At 28.5% G+C, this 15,304-nt stretch carries 10 protein-coding genes and 1 pseudogene; 9 read left to right on the top strand and 2 right to left on the bottom strand.

Annotated elements, in window-relative coordinates:
- Nucleotides 1–53: 53 nt before the first annotated feature.
- The 3 genes from ARA56_RS07525 to ARA56_RS07515 are packed head-to-tail and all read left to right on the top strand — an operon-like array spanning nt 54 to nt 3,586.
- Nucleotides 54–1,907: a phosphotransferase gene (locus tag ARA56_RS07525; protein ID WP_055265340.1), complete on the top strand. Its 1,854-nt coding sequence runs from the start codon at nt 54–56 to the stop codon at nt 1,905–1,907.
- Between the two features lie 2 nt (nt 1,908–1,909).
- On the top strand, nt 1,910–2,863 hold the full coding sequence (locus ARA56_RS07520) for a DMT family transporter (protein ID WP_055265338.1): 954 nt from the start codon (nt 1,910–1,912) through the stop codon (nt 2,861–2,863).
- Nucleotides 2,864–2,893: 30 nt separating this feature from the next.
- Entirely contained in the window at nt 2,894–3,586 is a 693-nt protein-coding gene (locus tag ARA56_RS07515) for a sugar phosphate nucleotidyltransferase (RefSeq protein WP_055265336.1), read from the top strand.
- Between the two features lie 1,192 nt (nt 3,587–4,778).
- Here the strand turns inward: ARA56_RS07515 and ARA56_RS07510 are convergent.
- Nucleotides 4,779–5,108, bottom strand: a complete 330-nt coding sequence (locus tag ARA56_RS07510; protein ID WP_055265334.1) for an IS30 family transposase — start codon at nt 5,106–5,108, stop codon at nt 4,779–4,781.
- Between the two features lie 207 nt (nt 5,109–5,315).
- On the bottom strand, nt 5,316–6,290 hold the full coding sequence (locus ARA56_RS07505; protein ID WP_055265332.1) for an LCP family protein: 975 nt from the start codon (nt 6,288–6,290) through the stop codon (nt 5,316–5,318).
- 205 nt (nt 6,291–6,495) lie between these two features.
- Between ARA56_RS07505 and ARA56_RS07500 the strand changes: the two genes are divergently transcribed.
- From ARA56_RS07500 to ARA56_RS07480, 6 genes and pseudogenes are all read left to right on the top strand, one after another.
- Nucleotides 6,496–9,351, top strand: a complete 2,856-nt coding sequence (locus tag ARA56_RS07500; protein WP_055265330.1) for a glucosaminidase domain-containing protein — start codon at nt 6,496–6,498, stop codon at nt 9,349–9,351.
- Between the two features lie 244 nt (nt 9,352–9,595).
- Nucleotides 9,596–10,564 (top strand): hypothetical protein, encoded by a 969-nt coding sequence (locus tag ARA56_RS07495; RefSeq protein WP_055265328.1) that lies wholly within the window; start codon nt 9,596–9,598, stop codon nt 10,562–10,564.
- Between the two features lie 9 nt (nt 10,565–10,573).
- Nucleotides 10,574–10,897, top strand: a pseudogene (locus ARA56_RS17130) (hypothetical protein); the annotation flags it as partial.
- A gap of 18 nt (nt 10,898–10,915) precedes the next feature.
- Nucleotides 10,916–12,259, top strand: coding sequence for an N-acetylmuramoyl-L-alanine amidase (locus ARA56_RS07490; RefSeq protein ID WP_423230665.1), 1,344 nt, complete (start codon nt 10,916–10,918; stop codon nt 12,257–12,259).
- Between the two features lie 534 nt (nt 12,260–12,793).
- Nucleotides 12,794–13,954 (top strand): glycosyltransferase family 4 protein, encoded by a 1,161-nt coding sequence (locus ARA56_RS07485; RefSeq protein WP_055265324.1) that lies wholly within the window; start codon nt 12,794–12,796, stop codon nt 13,952–13,954.
- A gap of 25 nt (nt 13,955–13,979) precedes the next feature.
- Entirely contained in the window at nt 13,980–15,299 is a 1,320-nt protein-coding gene (locus ARA56_RS07480) for a UDP-glucose dehydrogenase family protein (protein ID WP_055265322.1), read from the top strand.
- Nucleotides 15,300–15,304: the final 5 nt, after the last annotated feature.

Raw genomic sequence — 15,304 nt, 5'->3', positions numbered from 1 at the left:
GGTGGGAAATGTGGTAAAGTAAGTATGTTCAATAATTGAACAAAGGAGGATTTATGAAGGATATATTTAAATTACTAAGAGAAATTAATAAAAATTCAGGAATTAATCAAAGAGCCTTAAGTAGTAAATGTAATATGTCACTAGGTAAGGTTAATGCATCTATTGAAAATTTAGAATTTAATAACTATATTACAAAAGAAATTTACGGGAGACAACATAAATATAGTATTACGAAAAAGGGATTGGAATTATTAGAGCGAGAATTAAAAACAAATAAAGATATGCAACTTGAACTTCATACAGACATAAGAACTAATGTAAAATGTGCTGTAATATTAGCTGCTGGAAGAAATAAGAATTTTGATATTCCGGTATCTAATTTAAAAGTTAATGAAGAAACATTGATTGAAAGAAATATTAGTTTACTTAAAAAGAATGGGATAGAAAATATAATTGTTATAGCTGGGTATAAAAGTGAACTTATAAAAGATATATTATTTAATCATGATATAACAATTTTAAAAAATGAAAATTATAAGTGGACAGGAACTATGGAATCATTATCTATTGCTTTTGACTACATAGAAGATGATTTTTTACTTGTTGAGAGTGATATAGTTGTTGAAGAAAGTGGAATAAGTGAAATTATTAACTATCCATCTAGAGATTGCATTTTAATTACTACTGAAAGTGGTTCAGGTGATGAGGCTTTTGTAGAAATAAGAGATAATAAGATATATAAGATATCTAAAGATATTGCACAATTGAATAGAATAGATGGCGAAATGATAGGTATAAGTAAAATTTCATATGAATTCTATAAGAAGATGATAGATTCATATGAAGATAATATGAATCCTTATATGAACTATGAATATATGATGTTAGATATATCAAGAACATACTCTTTAGGATATGCAAAAGTAGATAATTTATTGTGGCATGAGATAGATAACATTGAACATTATAATTATGTTACTAACAAATTGCTTAAAAGAATAGTTAAAAAAGAGGAATCAGCTCTATTATCAAATCTAAAAGAGATTATATCAAGCTGTATGAACATAAATATTGATGATATTAAAGATATATCTCCAATTGGAGGAATGACTAATAAAAACTATAAAATTTGCGTTAAAGATAATTTTTATGTTTTAAGAGTTCCTGGAAATGGAACTGAAGAAATGATAAGTAGAAGTGATGAGATTAAAAATGCAGTATATGCAAATAAAGTCGGCGTTGATGCGGAGTTGATATACTTTAATGAGGATAGTGGAATTAAGATTTCAAAGTTTATTGAAAATGCAGAAACATTAAGTCCAGATGCGGCAAAGAAGCAACATAATATGGAGTTAGTTTCAGGTGTATTAAGAAAGTTGCATAATTCTACTGAGGTTATGAATAATAATTTTGATATATATGGGAAAATAGAAAAATATGAAGAATTAGCTAAAGAAGCTAATGGTAAGTTCTTTGATGACTATTATGAAGTTAAGGAAAAGGTAGTTTATTTAAGTAAAGTAATGAATGAATTGGATGTAGAACTTAGACCTTGTCATAACGATACAATAGCCGAAAACTTTATAAAGAGTGATAATAATAGAATTTATCTTATTGACTGGGAGTATGCTGGTATGAATGATCCTATGTGGGATTTAGCTGCTCATTGTTTAGAAAATAGCTTTACAGAAGAGGAAGAAGAGTTATTTTTAAAGTTATATTTTAATGGGAAGGTTGAAGAAAAGTATAAGAAAAGAGTTTTAATAAATAAAATATATCAAGATTTCTTATGGAGTACTTGGACAAACATTAAAGAGGCTAAGGGTGATGATTTTGGTACATATGGAATAGATAGGTATAATAGAGCGAAAGCTAATATAGAGATTATATTAGGGGAGGAAGTTTAAATATGATATATGGATTAGCATCAGGTATATTATGGGGACTTGATACGGTATTACTTGGAGTTGCACTTGCTATGACTCAATTTGTATCAACAGAAGAAGCAATATTTTTAGCTCCATTTGTTAGTACATTTTTACATGATATATTTTCATCTATATGGATGTCTATATATATGACTATAAAGGGAAAATTAAAGAAGACTTTTATAGCTGCAAATACAAAAAGTGGTAGATTTATAATGTTAGGGGCTCTTTTAGGAGGACCTATAGGAATGACGGGATATTTATTAGCTATTAAATACATAGGACCAGCGTATACAGCTATAATATCATCATTATATCCTGCTATGGGAGCATTACTTTCATATGTATTTTTAAGGGAAAAGATGAAGCCAATATCTATATTAGGGTTATTTATAAGTATTTCTGGAATTATTATTTTAGGATATGCTCCAGGTGGAGAGGTTATGAACTTAGGATTAGGTTTTGTTTTTGCATTATTATGCGTAATTGGATGGGCATCAGAAGCTGTTGTATGTGCATATGGAATGAAAGAAGATGAGGTATCGCCAGAACAATCATTACAAATAAGACAGTTAACATCAGCAATAACTTATGGATTTTTAATAATTCCTATAGTGAAAGGAATTAAATTTACATTAGGTGTTATACAAACTACTGAAACTGGTATAATATTATTGACTGCTTTAGCTGGAACGGCTTCATATGTATTCTATTATAAAGGAATACATAAGATAGGAGCTACAAAGGCTATGTCTTTAAATATAACTTATTCAGCATGGTCTATTATATTTGGAGTTGTATTATTAGGAAATAGTGTTGACTTAAAGTCAATTATTTGTTGTATATTAATAATGATTGGATCAATAATGGCAGCAGGCGATTTAAGTGAAATAAAGGGAATATTTAGTTTTAAGAAGAAAGTTGGAGAAGTTTAAAACTTAGATTAAAGATAGGAGTTTAAATAAATGAGAGCAATATTATTAGCAGCAGGAATGGGAACAAGATTAAGACCTTTAACTTTAGAAACACCAAAACCATTGATTAAAGTTAATGGGGAAAGTATGATAGAGAGACAAATAGAAGCTTTAAAGGATATCGGAGTAGATGAAATTATTATAGTTACTGGATATTTAAAAGAAAAATTTGATTTTCTAAAAGAAAAGTATGGAGTAAAGCTTATTCATAATGATAAGTATAATGTATATAATAATATTTATACTATGTATTTAGTTAAAGATTACCTTAGAGATGTTTATGTTATTGAAGGTGATATTTATTTAAATAGAAATTTTCTAAAAGCTAATATGGAACAATCATCATACTTTAGTGCTCCTAAATATGGATATAAGGATGAATGGATATTAAGAATGGATGCAAATGATTCCGTTATAGATATAGAGGTTGGAAGTGAAGATGGACAACATATAATGTGCGGGGTATCATATTGGAATGATAAAGATGGTAAGCTTATTGTAGAGAAATTAGATGAGTGTGTTAAAAATGGAGAGTTTACGGAGTTATTCTGGGATGATATAGTAAAGAATAATATAAGTAATTTAAATATTAAGGTTGAGAAAATAGACCCTAATGATGTATATGAAATAGATTCATTACAGGATTTAGATAACTTAAATGAGATTTTAAGTTTAGAAAAATAAAAATGAAGAAGAAAGCTATTAAAGTTGATAGAAGTATAATGGGGAGATTTGTGAAAAATAAAATCTATCTAATAATTTTTGCATGACGATTTAGCATATTTGATATAATATACTTATAATATTTAGGAGAGGTTATAAAAATGGTTATAGCTAAAGGAATCTATGAGGTTCCATCAGAAGTGTAGAGTTATACACAATGCATGATAGGAATTTAGAATTTGAACCACAAATAATAAAAAATAATTTTGTTATATGAAATGTATGACAGTTTTGATATTCAAGATTAAATAGAAAATTTTTATGGAATAAACAAGTATATATAATGATAGATAAGGAGTTAGTTGATACTACTGAATGACAAACCTAAATATCTAAAAATATATCCTATAATACATCTGGATGATGGGTATTTTAATATAATAAGTAATGGAAAATAACAAATAGAGTTATTTATATTTGTTTAGGATACACAGTTGAGTGGTTAAATGATATTTTGAGTATGTGAGGAGATAAGGATGATGGCGTAAAATTTTGGAAAAGTATACGTAATGATTTAATAAATAGAGCTATTAAAGATATATTAATAGCTTGTATGGAAAGATTAAAATATATTCCGAAAGCGATAATAATAGTGTTTCTAAATGCTAATATTTAAACAAGCATATTTAATAAAATAAGAAATTTCATTAAGTATATTTCAGATAAAGGTTGGAAAGTTTTATGAAGAAATTGAAAGAGGTATATATGGCATAAATTCAATACTTTAAAGTAAAACTAAAGAAAGCGGAGTAAATAAATACAGTATTACAATAAAGCCAGAGTACAGCAATTAGGGTAATTCGACTGGATTTTTCAACTTATCTTCTGCTATAAGAAGATTTATTTATATTACAAATATTCTAGAGTGATTTAGTGGACAAGTAAAAAATATATACAAGTAAGGTATATATCTATACAGAAGAAAATTTAAATAAATAAGTTTTCTTGTTACTAAAGAAATTATGGAGAAGTAGACTTACTCACTCCCGATTGTGGAAATAGGTTACAAGGTTTAATGGCATACTTTGATGATCAATTAAAAGATGAATTAGCATAAAGCTTATATGCTTGACAAAAAAATAAGCATAATATCCAATTTTTTATAAAATTTATATTATAAGTATTTTTTTATTATTGACAATTCGTTAAGTGCTTATATCGGAGTCTTGTATCCAAGACATTTTCGCGGTCTATCATTTAAAATATCTTCAACAATATCTACATGCGTTTGATTTACAGTAGAAAAATCAAATTTTTTAGAAAAGAAATCTCTAATTAAGCCATTTGTATTTTTATTAGTTCCTCTTTGCCATGAACTGTAAGCATCAGCAAAATACACATGTAAGTTAAATTTGTTTTCTAATTCTAAATATCTAGCAAATTCTTTACTACGATCTACAGTCAATGATTTTAAATTACTATTACTAAATTGGCCTAAAGCAATAATACAATGTTCATTTATAGTAATATGTTTATAACTCATATAATCACGTCCTTTAAAGTGGTTTTCTAGCAATTATTACTTTAACATGAACGTGCCCGTATGGGTTAATTTTTTGCAATTAATTAGTGTTGCACTTGATATTGTAATTTATCTATTAAAAAAATATTACTGGAAATATAAATTTTCAGTAATATTTAATAAGATCTAATACTAATAATGTAAATCTATATATAGTCACCTTTGTTATTATTTATCATCAAAAATATAATCCATCATTTGTTTCTTTGTAGCAATTTCATCAAACGCTAAATAGTAAACACCATCTATATTTTCTCCCCATGAGTATCCATCTAGAGGGAATCGCTCTTGTTCCAATACTCCATTAGACATTCCAGCAACTTTAGTAGCTAAACTTAATATATCAGTAGCTTCTAAATTTGTTTGTATTAAAGGTAACATGTTATTTATAAAACTTGGATACTCAGAAACAGGTAAAGATAATGCTTTACTAAATAGTGCAGATAATACATTTCTTTGTCTTTGAGTTCTTTGATAATCTCCACCAGAGGCATATCTTATTCTTGAATATGCTAAAGTCTGTTCACCATCAAGTATTTGAGGGCCAGCATATGTTACATAAGGAACTAATTCTACTTCTTCCTCAGTAATATCTATTTCAACTCCACCAAGTATATCAATTATCACTGGTAAACTAGCAAAATCAACAGCAACAAAATCTTCTATATTTAATCCAAAAGTTTGATTAAGTGTTTTGATTGAAAGCTCAGGGCCTCCAAAAGCATAGGCATGATTTATTTTATCATATTCATAACCTTCTATATTCACATAAGAATCTCTCATTATTGATGTAACCTTTAATTTATTATGTACAGGATCTACTGTAGCTATCATTATGGCATCAGATCTACCAACACCGTTTTCAGAGTCTACTCCAAACAATGCAATATTTTTTATCTTTTTATAGTTATCATAAACTTGTAATTCTTCTTTAGATGTAACCCCTAGGTTTTCTTTGTTTATTTCTATGTTATTCATTTTATTAAGAGTTGTATGAAAGAGACTAAAAACAATTGTAAATAATAATATTATTATTAAAACTAAAGCTATTATTATCTTAGACCATAAAGGCAGTCTTTTTTTATTTCTACTTTTTCGAGTTGTTTTATTAGATTTACTATTTTTAATATGTTTATTTGACATAATTACACATCCTTTCAATAACTATTTTATCATTTGTTTTAGAATAATGTAAACTAAGAGCTAATAATTATGCGGAGATATTATTTATAAAAAGAACTAAAGAGTTAAAATTATACAATTTCCATTCGAAATATGTTGAAAAAAAGTATTTTAATTGATAATCTATAAGTGGGATTTAACAAAAATAAAAGAAGGGGGGGTAATAATGTCTAGAAATATAAAAAAAATTATTGCTAAAACTTTATTACTAACATTATTAATACCAAATATATCTGTTAATGCTATGGAAAGTAATGTTACTACTAATAATGAATCATTAAATGAGGTTGTTGATGATCATGGAGATAATCTAGAAGTTAGTGATGTAGAATCTGATAGTATTGATGATGAAACTATTGAAAGTGACTTTTTAGAAGAAAATACAACCGATGATATTATTATTGAAGCTACAGATGAAGTCATTGATAATGAAAACTTAACTAAGGAAGATGAACTTTATATTGATGGAGTAGATGAAATTGAAAATATAGATGCGATCGCACTTTTAGATGGGAAAACATTAACTCAAGAGGATAATATTATTAATAGTGAATATGAAGTAGAAGTTTTACCAGTAGCATCAAATTATAGAAGGAGTGTTCAATCTGCAATAAATTTAGCATCAGATTACTCTACATATATAAATGAAAGATATGAATTTGATCTAAAAGCTCAAGAAATGCAGTATTATTCAAAATTAAGAAGCAAAACAAGTGCAAATTATGAAATTGCAATGGCTCATGAGGATGGAAGTTATACTTATTTAGGTAATGCTGAAACTATGGAGGAAGCAATATCTAAAGTAGAGACTACACCTGTAAGTTATAGTGAAGAGAATTCTCAACCTGTAATAATAAATTCAGATGGACGAGTTGTATATTCAACATACTCTATTGCCAGAATTTATAAGCATGTAAATGGAAGTCCGTATCCATATTTTGATAGGAACTCGAATTTGTATTCTGATGCTGGTTTAACTAAAACTTTTACTTATATTAATCAAGGATATGTAGATGATGCGCCTATAATTGAATTCAATGGATCCACAAGTGCTAAAATTTTAGTAAGTGGATATCAGGGGTGGATTAATATGAATACTCAAGCAAAGGAGTATGATATTTTAGTATATCCTGTTAATCAAGTTAAAAATCCGAGTCACTATTATGTTGAAAATGGTATATTATATCATTTTATAACATCTAATTTAACAAGTGGAAATTCAGGATATTCAATTGAAATTGGGAAAGCTCCATCATACTTATCTTCTGGGGCTAGGTACTTTAGTTATGATGGAAAGTATTTTTATGATGGTAGTAATATAGCATCAGGATTAACAAGTTTAATACAAGATGTGCAAACAGGAAGTGTAAGTAAAGCTATAAATGCAAGTAATCCATATTATAGTTACTATCAAAATCTTCCGTTTAGAAGTAGAACTAGTTATTCAGCAGCTGAATTAAATTCATATATAGCTAATTATACTCAGTCTAATTCTAAGCTTAGAGATGCAGGACAAGCACTTAAAGATGCAGAAAGTCAATATGGTGTTAATGCATTATTAGCGTTGGGGATAGCCATAAATGAGAGTGGTTGGGGAGTTTCATCAATTGCATTAAATAAGAATAATATATTTGGATTAAATGCAGTAGATAGTAACCCAGGGCTAGCAGCAGATACTTTCCCAAGTGTTGCAGCATGTATAAGTGATTTCACTAAGAATTGGATATCTAGGGGATATGCAGATCCTGCTGATTGGAGATATTATGGTGGATTTTTAGGGAATAAGAATTTAGGCGCTAATGTTAAGTATGCATCAGATCCTTATTGGGGAGAAAAGGCTGCGAAGTATGCTTTTTTATGTGATTTATATTTATCAGGAAATGTAAATTCTCTTGAAGATACAAATTTATATCAATTGGCTATATTTACATCACCTAATCAAGTTATTAATTCTAGTGGATACTTACTATACAATGTAAATAATCACTTTAATAATTATTCTGCTTATGTTGGAACACCATTTATAATGACGAATAGTAATAAGATTACAGTTGCTGGTAAAACATGTTATGAGATATACCCAGAAAGAAATACAGCTGTAAATGATGGTGGTGAAAAGAATAAATACCACGGAAATTATAACTGGAATGATAGAGGGTATATAAGTGCAAGTGGAATAGAATTAATTAATGAGTCTACAAATAAAATTCCTACTGTATCTTATACAAGTCATGTACAAAGTTATGGATGGCAATCATGGAAACAGGATGGACAAACATCAGGTACTTCAGGTGAATCAAAAAGATTAGAAGGTATAAAAATTGAAATTAATAATTATCCGGGAGCTTCTATAAGATATAGTACTCATGTACAAAGTTATGGATGGCAAGATTGGAAATATGATGGACTGGTATCAGGAACATCCGGTGAATCTAAGAGGTTAGAGGCTATTAAGATCGAAGTAATGGGACTACCTGAAAATTATGAAATAATGTATAGAGTTCACATTCAAGGAATTGGATGGCAAGATTGGAAGTATAATGGAGAAATTGCTGGGACAACTGGTCAAAGCAAGAGATTAGAAGCTATTGAAATAAAAGTAGTTGAAAAAGCTCCGGTGGTTAGATATCAAACGCATGTACAAAGTTATGGATGGCAAAACCAAGTGTCAAATGGAGATGTATCGGGTACATCAGGAGAAGCTAAGAGACTAGAGGCTATTAATATAGATACTAGAAATTTACCAGAAGGTGCCTATATAAGATATAGAACTCACGTACAAAGCTATGGATGGCAAGAATGGAAAACAAACGGACAAGTATCTGGAACTGAAGGTCAAGCTAAGAGACTAGAGGCGATACAAATAGAATTAGTAGGGGCACCAGGTTATCATATAGAATATAGAGCTCATGTTCAAAGTTATGGATGGGAAAGTTCATGGAAAAGAGATGGACAAGTATCTGGAACTGAAGGTCAATCTAAAAGATTAGAAGCAATTCAAATAAGAATTGTTAGAGATTAAATAATTTAATTAATGAAAAAATGGATGACATAAAAATGATTTTTATGTCATCTTTTTTATTTTTTTAGGTTTTATATATGAAATTTACTTGTTTTTAAGATAAGTGAAGTAAACATCTTTCTTATTGCTGTCCATTGCTGAGGTATATTTTGATATAGTGGCTTTTAGTTGATTGATATGAAGTAGGAATTAATATATAATTTTATTTGACTACATAATAAAAGGGTATGGGGGATGAGTAAGGATGAAAAAAGTTATTAAAATTTTCATGTCAATATTTATATTGAATATGATGTTAACTAATGTTTTTATCACAGAAGTAAAATCGGAAAATAGAGAAATATTAAATTTTATAACTGTTGATGAAGGCATTAGTAGTATTAGGGGGAATTTAGAGGGATTAGCTTTAATATTAAAAAATGGAGAAACTAGATTTATAAAGAATGGACAAGTAATTATATTAAATGGAACAAATTATCATTCTATATCGAATGAAATTATGGTTAATGAAAATAATCTTGTATTTAATATTAATAATGGAGATTATTTAAGTAAACAGGATGGTGAAAATTTATTAAGTTATGTTAATAATATAAAGAAGAGTTTATATTTAAATCCTGATGATAATATTTATTTAATACAAGATTATTTTGTAGTAATTAACAAGAAAGATGAAAAGTATAACGTTAAGTATTATAACGTAGAAAATGATAACTTCATAATTAAAAAGGAAGTAAATGATATTGAAGCTGAATATATAGCCTTTGATGAAGAAGGAAAAATTGTGGTTTTGAAAGATAGTATTGTAAGTATATATGAAGAAGATTCTAAGGTAGAATTATTTAAAGTACCTGAAGGCTATCAATTAAATTATATAGATAAAAATAACTATATATTATTCAATGAAAATGAATATGCGATTGTAAATTCATATGAAGAGAAAGAAGTTATAACTGACAAAGAATATCTTGTAGTTGATAGAAAAACTACTGTCATAAATAATGAAGTGTTAAGTGAGATGCCATTATCAGTTTCATACGCAACACATGTACAAGGATATGGATGGCAAGAATGGAAAAGAGATGAGCAGATGACTGGAACATCTGGTGAATCTAAAAGACTTGAGGGTATCAAAATTAATGTTGAAGGACTTCCAGAAGGTGTTAGTGTTGTTTATAGAACTCACGTACAAAGCTATGGTTGGCAAAATTGAGTTAGAGATGGGGAAATAAGCGGAACAGAAGGACAATCTAAAAGATTAGAAGGAATAGAGATAAAACTTGAAAATGCGACTAGTGATTATCATATAAAGTATAGAGTTCATATACAGAATATAGGATGGCAAGGTTGGAGACAAGATGGTGAAATGGCTGGAACCTCAGGACAGTCAAAAAGATTAGAAGCTATTGAAATAAAGATTGTACAAGGTGAAGAAATAACAGACTTAAATTATTCTACTTTTGTAACTAATGAGGGGTGGAAAAATATAGTATCTAGTGGGAATATATCAGGAAGTGATTCTAATAATAAGCTAGAGGCTATAAAGATAAACCTAAAAGATACAATGTATGGTATCGATATTCAATATAAAACTCATATTCAAGGAGTTGGATGGGGAGAGTGGAATAATAATGGTGAAATTTCAGGAGTTGAAGGTAGTGGTAAAAGGCTTGAAGCAATTGAGATTAAGTTAATAAATGCTCCATCAGATTATCATATAATGTATAGAACAAACATTAAAGGGAATGGATGGCAAGGGTGGAAGCGAGATGGAGCGACAAGTGGTACTATAGGATTAGCTAGTGAAATAGTAGGTATTGAAATAAAACTAGTTAAGGATATCCTAGATCCAAATATAAACTATCAAACACATGTGCAAAGTTATGGATGGCAGGATTGGAGGTCTAATGGGACTATGAGTGGTACTGAGGGGCAATCCAAAAGATTAGAAGCTATAAAAATAACTTTAGATAATATCCCAGAAGATAATGCTATTTTGTATAGAACTCACGTACAAAGTTATGGATGGCAGGAGTGGAAATCAAATGGCAATTTAAGTGGGACATCAGGTGAAGGTAAGAGGTTAGAAGCAATTCAAATAAAATTACAAAAACCTATTGATGGATATAAACTATATTATAGGGTTCATGTGCAGGGAATTGGATGGCAAGAATGGAAAGCAGATGGTGAAATTGCTGGAACAAGTGGGCAAAGTAAGAGGCTAGAAGGTATAGAGATAAAGTTAGTAAAAGATAGAGTAAAAACTATAGTAGTTGATCCAGGACATAATTATGGTGGAGATGATGGTGCATATGCTACTCATAGCGGTATTACATATATTGAGAGAGATTTGAATATGCAAGTAGCTATGAAATTAAAGAGAGAGCTTGAAGTAAGAGGATTTGATGTTAAGTTAACAAGAAATCCAGAAGATAGACAAACTGTAGAAATGAGAGAAAGCTTAAAGAGAAGAGTATATTATGCTAATAACTTAAATGCTGACTTTTTTATAAGTATTCATCAAAATGCAAGCGCAGTTTCTTCGACAGCTGGAATAGAGTGTTATTATAGTTCAGCTACACCGTTAAGTGGTGGAGAATTATTACCAAGTGGACGTGAGGTTAATTTAAATGAAAGACTTGTCAGACCATATAGTAGTAATCAAAAAGTAATAAAAAGTTCACAAATTTCAGAGGCATTGGTGAAAAATGTTTCTTCGAAGATGGGACGAGTTAATAGAGGATCAATAGATGATGATTTCTTTGTTGTAAAAAACACATATATGCCATCAGTACTGTTTGAATGTGGATTTATAACAAATAGAACTGAAGCTAATAAACTTGCAAATTATTCATTACAACTAACTATGTCTGAAATAATAGCAGAGGAAATTAGCAAGGTACTTTAATACTGAAATAAGAAGTTATGTAAAATATGATGAGGCTAATTAAATTTTATTAGTATAATAAGTGAATTTTGACTTTAAAAGATTAATAAAAATTATATAGTATGATAAAATATAGGGAAAATAAAAAAATATATATCAAAACTATCACCAGAAAAGGAAGTTATAACGTAAACTTCCTTTTTATTATAATTTTAAATATAAATATAAAAAACAGATTTATTTTAAAAGTTAGTTGAAGGAGTAGTAGAAGCGCAATTAGCTAAACATAGATTATTTATGATAAATTTAATAATATTGAAAATGTAAAAAGTAAAAAAGGCAGAGCTATAAAAGAGGTGAAAAAATTACAAGGTATTAACTTTTTTAATAATTATTCGCTTAAATTACAGAAATGATACTTTGTTGACATTAGTAAATTATGAGAGTAATATATATAGAAAAAAGTTTATTTAAAGAATTGTTAATAAACTAATGTTGAGTATTATGCTATAATGAGTTTATTAATTAAAAAATCACTAAGATAGAGGGCAAATTATGAATATAATGTTTATAAATCATGAAAATAGCTTAGGAGGGGCATCTAAATCTCTCTTAGGAATTATAGATGAATTTAGTAAAAAAGAAGATATAAATATTAAAGTAGTAATTCCAAGTGATGGTAGAAATGAGTTAGAAAATGAATTAATAAATAGAAATATAGAATATTTTAAGTTAAAATATTATTGGTGGATGGTACCAAATAGAGAAGAGTATAGAACGACAATATATACTATAAAGAAGTGTTTGTATTACATATGGAACTATATTCAGGCTATAAAGTTAGCTAAGATTTGTAAGAAGTCTAATATAGATATAATACATACTAATTCATCAGTAATAAATATTGGTGGGTTAATAAGTAGATTAACTGGAGTAAAGCACGTCTGGCATATAAGAGAATTTGGAGAAGAAGATCATAATTTAAGGTTTCTGTATGATAGAGATAAATCATTGAAGTTTATTTGTAGAAATTCAGCTAAAGTTATTGCAATATCTGAGTCAATTTATAATAAATATGAGAGTATTTTCACAAATGGGAAGATGGAAGTTATATATAATGGCGTTAATGTGAAAAATGTTATTGAAAAGAGAGAAAAGAAAAAGGAAGAATCTATTAATATTCTATTAGCTGGTGCTTTAAAAGAAAGTAAGGGACAAGAGTGTGCTATACTAGCTATAAAAGAACTTGTAAAAGATAATTATAATGTAACATTAAGTTTAGCGGGGAAAGATGAAAATAATTATGAAAATAAGCTAAAAGAATTAGTAAGTAAATTACATTTAGAGAAAAATGTTAAATTTTTGGGTTTTTTAAATTCTTTAGATAAGATTCGCGAAGATATGGATTTAGAATTAGTCTGCTCAAAAAAAGAGGCTTTTGGAAGGGTGACAGTAGAAGCGATGATGAATATGAATCCTGTTATAGGGGCGGATACTGGGGCTACAGTTGAACTAATAAAAGAAGGATATAATGGTCTGCTTTATAGAGAAAACGATGAAATAGATTTAGCTAATAAAATTAAGGTTTTAATAGATGATCCGATACTAAGAAAAAAAATTGGAGAAAGAGGTAAAAAGTTTGCTGAAGAAAATTTTACGTCAGAAATAAATGCTTGTAGAATATACAACTTATATAGAGAGATAATAAATATATAATGGTTATAGATAGGAAGGGATTATTATGAAAATTGTTGTAGCAGGGACAGGTTATGTAGGATTGGTTACAGGGGCATGTCTTTCAGAAGTTGGACATAATGTAACATGTGTAGATATAGACGAGAAAAAGGTTCAAATTATGAAACAAGGAATATCACCAATATATGAACCAGGTTTAGACCAAATATTGGATAAGAATTATAAAGAAGGTAGATTGAATTTTACTACTGATTACAAAGAAAGTTATAAGAATGCTGATATAGTATTTATAGGCGTAGGAACTCCAGAGAGAGAAGATGGATCAGCTAATTTGGATTATGTATTTGAGGTTTGTAGACAAATCGCAGAAAACTTAGAAAATGATTGTCTTGTGGTTATTAAATCAACAGTTCCAATAGGAACTAATGATAAGGTAGAAGACTTCTTAAGATATAATTTAGTTAATAATGTACATGTAGAAGTAGCATCAAATCCTGAATTTTTATCTCAAGGAACTGCTGTTTATGATACTCTTAATGCATCAAGAATTGTAATAGGAGTTGAATCTAAAAAGGCAGAGATGATGTTAAGAGAAGTATATGAAAGATTTGGGCAACCTATAGTTGTAACAAATAGAAGAAGTGCTGAAGTGATAAAGTATGCCTCAAATGATTTTTTAGCTTTAAAAATTTCTTTTATGAATGAAATGGCTAATGTATGCGAAGTAGTTGGAGCGAATATAGAAGATGTAGCTAAGGGAATGAGCTATGATAGTAGAATTGGAAGTAAGTTTTTAAATGCAGGATTGGGATATGGGGGATCTTGTTTTCCTAAAGATACTAAGGCTTTGCATTGGTTAGCTAATGATCATGGATATGAAATTAAAACTATAAAAGCAACAATAGAGGTAAATGAAAATCAAAAATATAAGCTTTTTAGAAAGGCGAAGAATATTTTCGGAGATTTACGTGGGAAAAAGGTAGCGGTACTAGGCTTGACTTTTAAACCAGGTACAGATGATTTAAGAGAAGCACCATCTATACCGAATATTAGAAGATTAATAAATGAAGGGGCAGAGATCGTAGCATATGATCCAGTAGGAATAGATAATTTTAAGAGAATTTTCCCAACAGAAATAAAGTATTCAAACTCAATAGAAGAAGCATTAATTGATGCAGATATGGCATTTATATTTACTGAGTGGGAAGAAATAAAATCATTTAATATAAGCAAATATACAGAAATAATGAATAATGCAGTTATATTCGACGGAAGAAATTGCTATGACTTAAGTGAGATAGAAAAAGAAAATATTGATTATTATTCAATAGGTAGGAAAGAAATATTAAATATAAGTAATAAGTAGAGATA

Origin of the sequence: Clostridium disporicum (genome assembly GCF_001405015.1) — a bacterium.
In the GTDB taxonomy this organism is placed as follows: Bacteria; Bacillota; Clostridia; order Clostridiales; family Clostridiaceae; genus Clostridium; species Clostridium disporicum_B.
Note: the sequence above shows the minus strand (reverse complement) of the source record. Positions and strands in the feature narration are given on the sequence as shown.

Bases quoted from the DNA above. Each gene is read 5' to 3' on its own strand.
- ARA56_RS07515 (WP_055265336.1), top strand. From the start codon at position 2,894: ATGAGAGCAATATTATTAGCAGCAGGAATGGGAACAAGATTAAGACCT.
- ARA56_RS07485 (WP_055265324.1), top strand. From the start codon at position 12,794: ATGAATATAATGTTTATAAATCATGAAAATAGCTTAGGAGGGGCATCT.
- ARA56_RS07480 (WP_055265322.1), top strand. From the start codon at position 13,980: ATGAAAATTGTTGTAGCAGGGACAGGTTATGTAGGATTGGTTACAGGG.
- ARA56_RS07520 (WP_055265338.1), top strand. From the start codon at position 1,910: ATGATATATGGATTAGCATCAGGTATATTATGGGGACTTGATACGGTA.
- ARA56_RS07495 (WP_055265328.1), top strand. From the start codon at position 9,596: ATGAAAAAAGTTATTAAAATTTTCATGTCAATATTTATATTGAATATG.
- ARA56_RS07500 (WP_055265330.1), top strand. From the start codon at position 6,496: ATGTCTAGAAATATAAAAAAAATTATTGCTAAAACTTTATTACTAACA.
- ARA56_RS07510 (WP_055265334.1), bottom strand. From the start codon at position 5,108: ATGAGTTATAAACATATTACTATAAATGAACATTGTATTATTGCTTTA.
- ARA56_RS07490 (WP_423230665.1), top strand. From the start codon at position 10,916: ATGTATGGTATCGATATTCAATATAAAACTCATATTCAAGGAGTTGGA.
- ARA56_RS07525 (WP_055265340.1), top strand. From the start codon at position 54: ATGAAGGATATATTTAAATTACTAAGAGAAATTAATAAAAATTCAGGA.
- ARA56_RS07505 (WP_055265332.1), bottom strand. From the start codon at position 6,290: ATGTCAAATAAACATATTAAAAATAGTAAATCTAATAAAACAACTCGA.